Genomic DNA, 248 nt, shown 5'->3' with positions numbered 1-248 from the left:
GCCTCTATCCAGCAATACGCGTGCTGCCAGCTTACCGACTGTCTTTTGATCGGAATAAACAGCTGGTAACTTCTCTGCTGTACGGTCGAGAAGGACAACTGGAATATCCAGATTATCGAAATTTTCATTGGCTTCTTCACTAGTTGAAGCAATCATGCCCACTACATTATTTTGCAGAAAAGTGTCAATATATTCTATTTCTTTATCTCTCTTTTCATCACTATTTCCAAAAATTAACCGATATCCAA

General features: G+C 38.7%; 1 pseudogene. It reads right to left on the bottom strand.

What is annotated here, in order from left to right:
• Nucleotides 1-248: pseudogene (locus tag AC6UDE_RS07100) on the bottom strand (hypothetical protein); the annotation flags it as partial.

The sequence above is a fragment of the Fructilactobacillus sp. X2R5C3 genome (genome assembly GCF_059901325.1).
The sequence above is the reverse complement of the archived record's forward strand: the minus strand, read 5'-3'. Positions and strand labels throughout refer to the sequence as shown.